Source organism: Vibrio eleionomae (assembly GCF_009874545.1).
GTDB classification, from domain to species: domain Bacteria; phylum Pseudomonadota; class Gammaproteobacteria; order Enterobacterales; family Vibrionaceae; genus Vibrio; species Vibrio nitrifigilis.
The window spans coordinates 22,750-30,477 of record NZ_WEKT01000058.1 but is presented as its reverse complement, the minus strand read 5'-3'; the positions used below and the strand labels follow the sequence as shown (position 1 = coordinate 30,477).

Sequence of the window (7,728 nt, the reverse complement as noted above, 5' to 3'; positions counted from 1 at the left end):
CCATCTTTGGTTACAACATATTCGACTAATAAATAAAAAATAACATTAGCAAAACAATTAATAACAAAATAATTAATAAACAATATATTATATTGACATGTATGTTATAAAGGCATTCTTACTAGTGATTAATTCCTAATAATTGTGCGTAAGGCAAAAATAAATATAATCCCTAGCTTAAATATGGCTATTAGCTATCGTTAGACGAATTTCAGATTGCTTGCGCATTAAATACTTTTTATCACTACTGAGTAAAAATTTGGTGATAACATCTTATTAACTTAATATTAGGCTAGATTAAGCTCATCTTGATAGGATATGTGATGGATAAAATGCCACGGTATTTCAGCCACAAAGAAAAGGTTCCAGAACCACTATCCGATGTGTATTCACATTTCTATTTTGCAACTAACGATTCTGAACAGGCGGTTATAAACACTTTTGTGCCTCATTTTAAGGTAATGCTGATATTCAGTTTAGGCACACCAATATCGATTCATTTACAAGGCCAACCACCACTGGTCATTGAACACTATTTCATGTTGGGCCCAGTTAAAAAAACGTTTGAATATTGTATGCAACCAAAATCGAGCATCACGGTTATCAATTTCAATCACGAAGGTTTTCATCGGTTATTTGGAACAGGCAGTGTCGATACAGATTTATTAGCCGTTGATAACAATTGCTTTTTAACCATGTGGCAAACACTGCAAACCCTACCCACTCTAGCCGATAGCACCCAATATCTACTGTCGGTCGCAGAGAAATACCTTTCTCACCAGAACGCATTAAACCTTGAAATAAACCCGACTCAAAAAGCCACAGACGTAATTAAACAGTTAGCGCAGCAACAGGGCAAAAATAGGCGGACGTTACAGATGCAATACAAAAAACGCTTAGGGTTTTCCGCTCAAGAGTTTGACCGCTATCAACGCTTTGTTAAAACTATTGAACTCATACAGCAGCATACTAGCGCTAACAACATTCCGCATTGGGCGGATGTGGTGTTTGAATGTGGCTATTATGACCAAAGCCACTTAATTCGTGATTTTCAGCACTTTCTGTCGATGACCCCTTCACAATACTTAGCAATACAGCAACAAATCTGTTTGGCTCAAAAGTAATTTCGTTTTCGTCCAATTCACCCAGCTATCGTCCCTGTAAAGTGGCATCATTCAAAACGCTGAGGAATTAGACCATGAAACACTTAATTATTTACGCTCACCCAAGTCAGCAAAGTTTAAATCATTCTATTAAACAATCATTGGTAAATGAATTATCGGTAAACCATGAAGTTAAAGTGCGAGATTTATATCAATTGGAGTTTAATCCGGTTTTAAGTGAGCAAGATCTTCAAGGTCAACGTAATGGCCAAGTGGATCCGCTGATTCAAACAGAGCAGCAGTGGATTACGTGGGCTGAGTGCATTACGTTTATCTACCCTACTTGGTGGGCTGGCATGCCCGCGATATTAAAAGGCTATATTGATCGCGTTTTTAGTTATGGTTTTGCTTATCGATATGTTCAAGGTGAACAACAAGGACTGTTAACGAATAAACAGGTGGTCATTATCAACACTCAAGGTAAATCTATGGCGGAATATGAAGAGTCTGGCATGGCGCAAGCTATCTCAATGACGATTGACCGTGGGATCATGGAGTACTGTGGATTAACGTTAAGTGATCACATTTATCTTGATCGTGCAGATCGTGCTGACGCAGAGCAACTAGCACATTGGAATCTGGAAATATCAGAGCGATTTGGACTTAAATAGGCTATCTCCCTATTAATTCATACCACTACATCTTTAGTAGCACTTGTCGCTCATCCTGCACAGTCATATACTCTTCGCTCAAAATTGAGATGAAGAAGAACAATGACCACAGAATCCACCGTCGTTATCGGCCTGTACAATCCTAAAAATCCTACCAATGTTGGCGCAGTGATGCGTGCCGCCGGATGTTACGAAGCAAATCAAGTTCGTTACAACGGCACTCGTTACAATCGAGCAATGAAGTTTCAAACCGACACCAAGAAAGCTCGTCAGCATATTGAATTAGTAGAGATGGAAGATTTAACAGCTGGATTAGCTGACGATGTGGCAATTGTCTGCGTTGAGCTTGCTGTAGGAGCAACCGCCCTTCCTAACTTTATTCATCCCCAAAAAGCCATCTATCTTTTTGGCCCAGAAGATGGCTCCTTACCACAAGATGTGGTCGATAAAGCGAATCATGTGGTTTATGTTCCGACTGTAGGGTGTATGAATTTAGCCGCAACAGTGAATGTTTTACTCTACGACCGATTAGCAAAAACACCGCGTGATATTGATGATCATCAGCAAGTTGTGGCCAGTCGAGATAATAAAAATCGGCTTAAAGTAAAAACGGCTTAATCATCCGTTTTATTTTGTCGGTTCCGTTTTTACGTATCATCTTACGCTACTATTGTGGTAGAAAAAATCACAATAAGGACTTACGATGAAACGACTGATTTTGGTTACCTCACCACCAGCAAGTGGCAAAACGTATATTTCAAAACAATTGGCAAAAGCACTTAAACACGTCGTGTATTTAGATAAAGATACCCTGATCGTGCTTTCACACCAGATTTTTAAGGTAGCCAACCAAGAGGTGAATCGCAGCTCCGATTTTTTTGAAGAGCACATCCGTAATTATGAATACGACGCTACCCTCGCCCTCGCGATGGAAGCACTTGAATATGACGATATTGTCCTGATCAATGCCCCATTTACCCGCGAAATTCGTGACCAGAAATATATGGATGAACTGGAAACGCAAGTTGCGGAGAAAGGAGCTCGCTTAACGGTTGTTTGGGTTGAAACAGCAGTTGATGTCGTTAAACAACGTATGATTGAGCGTAATTCTCCACGGGATACCTGGAAGCTACAAAACTGGGATGAGTATATTCGAGATGTTAATTTCTCCATTCCTGACTATCTTGACGACCCCAATATCGTTGATGACTTACTGGTATTTAAAAACTCCAGTGATGCAGAGTACCAGCAATCCATGCAGGAAATATTAGCGGTTTTAGAAACGAAGTAATCGAGTAAAAACTGAGAGCAAACCATATATTCCTAAATAACCTCAAGATGCAGAATTTCGCGCGAAGACATTCTCGCTGAAACAACATCTTTAGATGACTCGGGTATAAGTTGCTCTCGGCTTAATGTTAAGTTGAGTCAGTTTACTCCGTTAATTGCGTTATCACATCGGCAGCGGTATTACTAATGCCTTTCGGCATTGATTTCTCATGACGACTCAATCCCTTGCTAGTCACATAAGCTTGATGATGGATTTTATCGACTGCTAGCGTATTCGGGTGCAATCCAGGATGGAGCGTTTTCTCTAGTGCATAAGTATCGGTATTAAATACTTGTACAGTGCCACTACTTCTATTGGCAACTAACAAACGATTCGCGGTCGGATCAACATTCACATCTACAGGAAATTTATCTGTTTTGATCAAAGCTAAACGTTTATCTGATTTCAGATCAAACACACCGATGGTGTTATCTTTACTGTTAGCTACATACAACTGTTCTAGTTGACGATTGATCGCGATTGCCAACGGATTTTGCCCCGCACCAATGGTTTTCACGATACGATCCGTTTGGGTATCAATCACTGCAATTTTGTTGTCGCTATGTACAGTGACGTAGAGCAACCCGGTATCATGATCTAATGCCATTCCGGTTGGCACAGCACCAACACCTCGTATCGTTTTTTCAAGCTTGAATGTTGTGGCGTTCACTTTCCAAACGACGCCTTGCTTTGCCGCTCCAGTCACATAAATAGCATTGTGTGCTTCATCGAAAAATACCGCATGCACCATTGGTGGCCACTGATCACGAGGCGTACCTTTCGGTGCGCGGTGGCTTAACGTCAAATTGGCTAACACCTTACCTGTAGTGAGGTCAATTTTGGTCACAGACCCATTAAAGGTATTACCAGTGAACAACAAGTTATGCTGCTGATCTATCGCTAACCCAAGCGGTTTATCTTGCATAGAAATCACTGATTCAGGCTTTAAAGACCGACCAGAAAACACATGTATTTCACCTTTATCACCACCCGCAGCCGCCACATAAACACTATTGTCTTGGGTGCCATAAACGGTTTGATACACATTTTTACCCGCTGCTACTGGCGATTGACCATCAACCAAAGGCGTAGCATTCGCCGTTACCGAGACAGCTAAAAGCCCCATAACAGTAAGAGAAATCAATGAGCGAGCAGGATTTGTTTTTAACATGATAATTGTCCATTCATAGATGAAATTACGCTACAACATAACACAACAACAAATACGAATCATTATCATTACATTAATTTGACGTTAATTTTCAGGCTTGACCCTCCCCTTAGGGAAAGGTTTATGTTTTTGTTTAATCACTAGATAGGATAAAAATATGGACCGCCGACACTTTCTCAAAGGTGCAGCTGTATTTGGAGCAATCAATGCACTGCCTTTCTCAATACGTTACGCTCTTGCCTCTTCCTCTCAGCGCATTGAAATGCCCGTTCCAGGCATCTTGGAACCCGATGCCCAAGGCATCATCAAACTGACTGTACAGCAAGGAATTTCTCACTGGGATCACACTCGTAAAGGGCACACCTACGGATACAATGGCGCATTACTTGGCCCCACTTTAAAAGTAAAACGTGGCCAAACCGCGACCATTAAAGTAACGAATAAACTACCGGTGGCAACCACCACTCACTGGCATGGTCTGTTAGTCCCAGGGGCAAGCGATGGCGGACCACAACAGACGATTCAACCCGGTGATACATGGCAAACTCAATTCACCGTAGATCAACCCGCCGCGACTTGTTGGTACCACCCGCATACTCACGTCGTCACAGGACAACAGGTCGCAATGGGGCTCGGCGGGCTGTTTATTGTAGACGAACCTTCATCCTCTGCTCTTGCTCTTCCCAATCAATGGGGATTGGATGATATTCCGGTCGTCCTACAAGATAAAAGCCTCTCGGATAGCGGCGAAGTCGATTATAACTTGGATTTGATGCACGCTGCGGTAGGTTGGTTTGGTAACACTATGCTAACTAATGGTGTCGTCAATCCCTATAAAAAAGTCGCCAAAGGCTGGATTCGTCTGCGACTGTTAAATGGGTGTAATGCCCGCGTACTCAATATCACGACCTCAGATCAGCGGCCTTTGTATGTTGTGGGGAGTGATGGTGGACTGCTCGCTGAACCTCATGCAGTGAAACATTTACCCATAATGATGGGTGAGCGTTTTGAGGTGTTAATTGATGCTCGTGATGGGAAACCTTTTGATCTAATGAGCTTACCAACCGACCAGATTGCTATGACACTGCCTCCCTTTGATAAGCCACTATCCATACTTTCCCTCTCCCCAGAATTAGCTCCAACTAAAGGAAAACTCGTCGAAAAATTAGTGGTAATACCGAGTATTCCGGAGCTGGATAACATTCCAACCAGAGGGTTTGCCCTCACCCACCACGGGAAAGTTCACATGGCAGGTATGCAAGCGCTTTACGCAAAATATGGTAAAAAAGCCATGGGGTCAATGAGTGGCCATGTGAGCCATATGTCTTCAATGATGGGCAATATGCCAACCCCTACTCATGAAGAAGTATTCACGAGCAATTCCATTAACGGCATCCCATTCCCTATGGGAAAACCGGCGTTTAATGTCAAACAAGGTCAATATGAAATTTGGGAAGTCGGTGGCATGATGTTGCACCCATTCCATGTTCATGGCACACAATTTAGAATTTTATCGGAAAATGGCCGCCCACCAGAACCACACCGCCAAGGTTGGAAAGATACCGTTTTGGTCAACAGTTCAAGCAGTAAGGTATTGGTGAAATTCGATCACATTGCCGATAAGCAACACGCTTATATGGCCCATTGCCACCTTCTTGAACATGAAGATACCGGTATGATGACGTCATTCACCGTGAGTTAAAACTAAGGGCAAATCAGGGGCGAAATTTCTCCACCAAAAAATCAATAAATGCCCGAGAAGAACGCGCTAAATGTTTAGATGGTGGATAGAGAGCATATAAGCCCAGTGCTGGGATTTCATACTCACTGAGTACAGAAATCAAATCGCCGTTGGCAATATCATCTTGTGCAACAAACGAGGGCAACTTAGTTATCCCAAGCCCTTGTTTGGCAGCGAGTTGGCAGGCCGATGCATTGGAAAAGCGCAGCCGCCCTGCCACTGGCCAGTATTCCACTTTTCCCTCAGCATTACGAAAGGTCCAGTGATTAGGATCGCGAAAGTTTGAATCGATCACGAGTTGATGGTCATTAAGTTCATGCCAGTGGGTTGGTGTGCCGAATTCCGCCAAATAAGCAGGGCTTGCTACCGTCCAAACATGAATGTCACACAGTTTGCGAGCAATAAGGCTACTGTCGTTTAAGTGACCGATTCTAAGCGCGAGATCGTACCCTTCATCGACAATATTCACTGCCCTATCTTCATATTTAACATCTAACTGAATTCGTGGAAATTGCTTTGCAAACTCCATAAGAACCGGAGTTAATAATGTTTCGCCAAATGTGACCGGTACTGAGATGCGTACTCGTCCCGCGGGATCATGGGCGGCATTGCGAATGGAGTCATCTAACGCATCAAAGTCATCTAAAATCGCTTTAATGCCTTCATAATAACCTCGGCCTACATCCGTTGCGACTAATGAGCGGGTACTCCGTTTTAACAGTTGCACACCTAACACTTGCTCAAGGCGAGAAATCAGTTTTGATGCCTGACCACTACTGGTTCCCATACGCTCTGCGGCTTTGGTAAAGCTACCTAACTCCATTACGGCGACAAACATACGATCGCAATCAATCCGTTCCATTTCTCTACCCATTTAGTTTAATAAAAGCACGAATTACGATAATGCCATACTTTGCTAACCCTTTCATAAATCTCATTGTTTTTCATCAACACTCATCGACATCACGGTGACTTTGCAGCGAGTGATGCCGCATTAGTTATTGATTAATATTTCGCCACACTTTTTACACTAACAAAATTATCAATACCTTCTAAACTCAATAAAACCCAAACCTGTATCATCATGGAGGAACGCCAATGATAGCAGTCCAACGCGACTACACATTGCAAGATGCAAAGCATTTTCATGCTCATATAGAAGTCAAAGTGTGTGGAACCATAGAAGTTGATATTAGCGAAACAGACGACCACTTTACGGCAGATCTTGATCATGTGGAATTTAAGCAGATGGGAGATAAAACTAAGGTGATTGTTATCACTGAAGAAGATCACAAAAAATGGCAGCTTATATTAGACCGTCGAGATGCTGCTCAATTGCATAATGACGTAGACAATGCCGTCGAGGAGTTCGAAATTCTGATGAACGACTTGTCTTGACTCAATATTAAGCTGTGAGAGTCACTCTCACAGCATTTACTTTCCGTCAGTACCGCCCAAGAACACTGTTACCGCTTAAGACAGTGTTTTATATTAAAACTCCCCATAAGACTTGCAAAAAATTAGCAGGATAATCTAAAAAAGCTATTGGAGTGAAGCCGCATAAGGCATCACACATAATTTGCCCATCAAACATTATCACTTTTTGTATATAGAGCATTCATTCGTGCTGATTTTTCTTAATCTCCTTACTCGTATTATGGATTAACAGAGTTACTGAAGCAGAACAGAAAGTTCAATTTAATCAGTAACGT

The 7,728-nt window shown here is 42.2% G+C and carries 8 protein-coding genes; 6 read left to right on the top strand and 2 right to left on the bottom strand.

The window, feature by feature from the left end; genetic code table 11:
* Window positions 1-323: 323 nt before the first annotated feature.
* The 4 genes from F9817_RS20260 to F9817_RS20245 all read left to right on the top strand — a co-directional run bounded on the left by F9817_RS20260 (window position 324) and on the right by F9817_RS20245 (window position 3,065).
* Window positions 324-1,124, top strand: a complete 801-nt coding sequence (locus F9817_RS20260; protein WP_161157999.1) for an AraC family transcriptional regulator — start codon at window positions 324-326, stop codon at window positions 1,122-1,124.
* A 74-nt stretch (window positions 1,125-1,198) separates the two neighbouring features.
* A complete protein-coding gene (locus F9817_RS20255) occupies window positions 1,199-1,774 on the top strand; it encodes an NAD(P)H-dependent oxidoreductase (RefSeq protein WP_161157997.1) in 576 nt (191 codons plus the stop codon).
* A 102-nt stretch (window positions 1,775-1,876) separates the two neighbouring features.
* The gene (locus F9817_RS20250; protein ID WP_161157996.1) at window positions 1,877-2,392 is read left to right on the top strand and encodes an RNA methyltransferase; all 516 of its coding nucleotides are present in this window, start codon (window positions 1,877-1,879) and stop codon (window positions 2,390-2,392) included.
* Window positions 2,393-2,477: 85 nt separating this feature from the next.
* Entirely contained in the window at window positions 2,478-3,065 is a 588-nt protein-coding gene (locus F9817_RS20245; RefSeq protein ID WP_161157994.1) for a P-loop nucleotide/nucleoside kinase family protein, read from the top strand.
* Window positions 3,066-3,207: 142 nt separating this feature from the next.
* Here F9817_RS20245 and F9817_RS20240 read toward each other — a convergent pair whose 3' ends face one another.
* Window positions 3,208-4,275 (bottom strand): YncE family protein, encoded by a 1,068-nt coding sequence (locus F9817_RS20240; protein WP_161157992.1) that lies wholly within the window; start codon window positions 4,273-4,275, stop codon window positions 3,208-3,210.
* Between the two features lie 157 nt (window positions 4,276-4,432).
* On the opposite strand from F9817_RS20240, the gene cueO reads away from it, so the two are divergent.
* Window positions 4,433-5,977 (top strand): multicopper oxidase CueO, encoded by a 1,545-nt coding sequence (gene cueO, locus F9817_RS20235; protein ID WP_161157990.1) that lies wholly within the window; start codon window positions 4,433-4,435, stop codon window positions 5,975-5,977.
* A 13-nt stretch (window positions 5,978-5,990) separates the two neighbouring features.
* Here cueO and F9817_RS20230 read toward each other — a convergent pair whose 3' ends face one another.
* Window positions 5,991-6,878, bottom strand: coding sequence for a LysR family transcriptional regulator (locus F9817_RS20230; protein ID WP_161157989.1), 888 nt, complete (start codon window positions 6,876-6,878; stop codon window positions 5,991-5,993).
* Between the two features lie 236 nt (window positions 6,879-7,114).
* Between F9817_RS20230 and F9817_RS20225 the strand changes: the two genes are divergently transcribed.
* On the top strand, window positions 7,115-7,414 hold the full coding sequence (locus F9817_RS20225) for a hypothetical protein (protein ID WP_161157988.1): 300 nt from the start codon (window positions 7,115-7,117) through the stop codon (window positions 7,412-7,414).
* The last annotated feature ends 314 nt before the right edge of the window (window positions 7,415-7,728 follow it).

Excerpts from the sequence above, each read along its gene's own strand:
- F9817_RS20260 (WP_161157999.1), top strand. The coding sequence starts at position 324 with ATGGATAAAATGCCACGGTATTTCAGCCACAAAGAAAAGGTTCCAGAA.
- F9817_RS20255 (WP_161157997.1), top strand. The coding sequence starts at position 1,199 with ATGAAACACTTAATTATTTACGCTCACCCAAGTCAGCAAAGTTTAAAT.
- F9817_RS20250 (WP_161157996.1), top strand. The coding sequence starts at position 1,877 with ATGACCACAGAATCCACCGTCGTTATCGGCCTGTACAATCCTAAAAAT.
- F9817_RS20245 (WP_161157994.1), top strand. The coding sequence starts at position 2,478 with ATGAAACGACTGATTTTGGTTACCTCACCACCAGCAAGTGGCAAAACG.
- F9817_RS20240 (WP_161157992.1), bottom strand. The coding sequence starts at position 4,275 with ATGTTAAAAACAAATCCTGCTCGCTCATTGATTTCTCTTACTGTTATG.
- cueO (WP_161157990.1), top strand. The coding sequence starts at position 4,433 with ATGGACCGCCGACACTTTCTCAAAGGTGCAGCTGTATTTGGAGCAATC.
- F9817_RS20230 (WP_161157989.1), bottom strand. The coding sequence starts at position 6,878 with ATGGAACGGATTGATTGCGATCGTATGTTTGTCGCCGTAATGGAGTTA.
- F9817_RS20225 (WP_161157988.1), top strand. The coding sequence starts at position 7,115 with ATGATAGCAGTCCAACGCGACTACACATTGCAAGATGCAAAGCATTTT.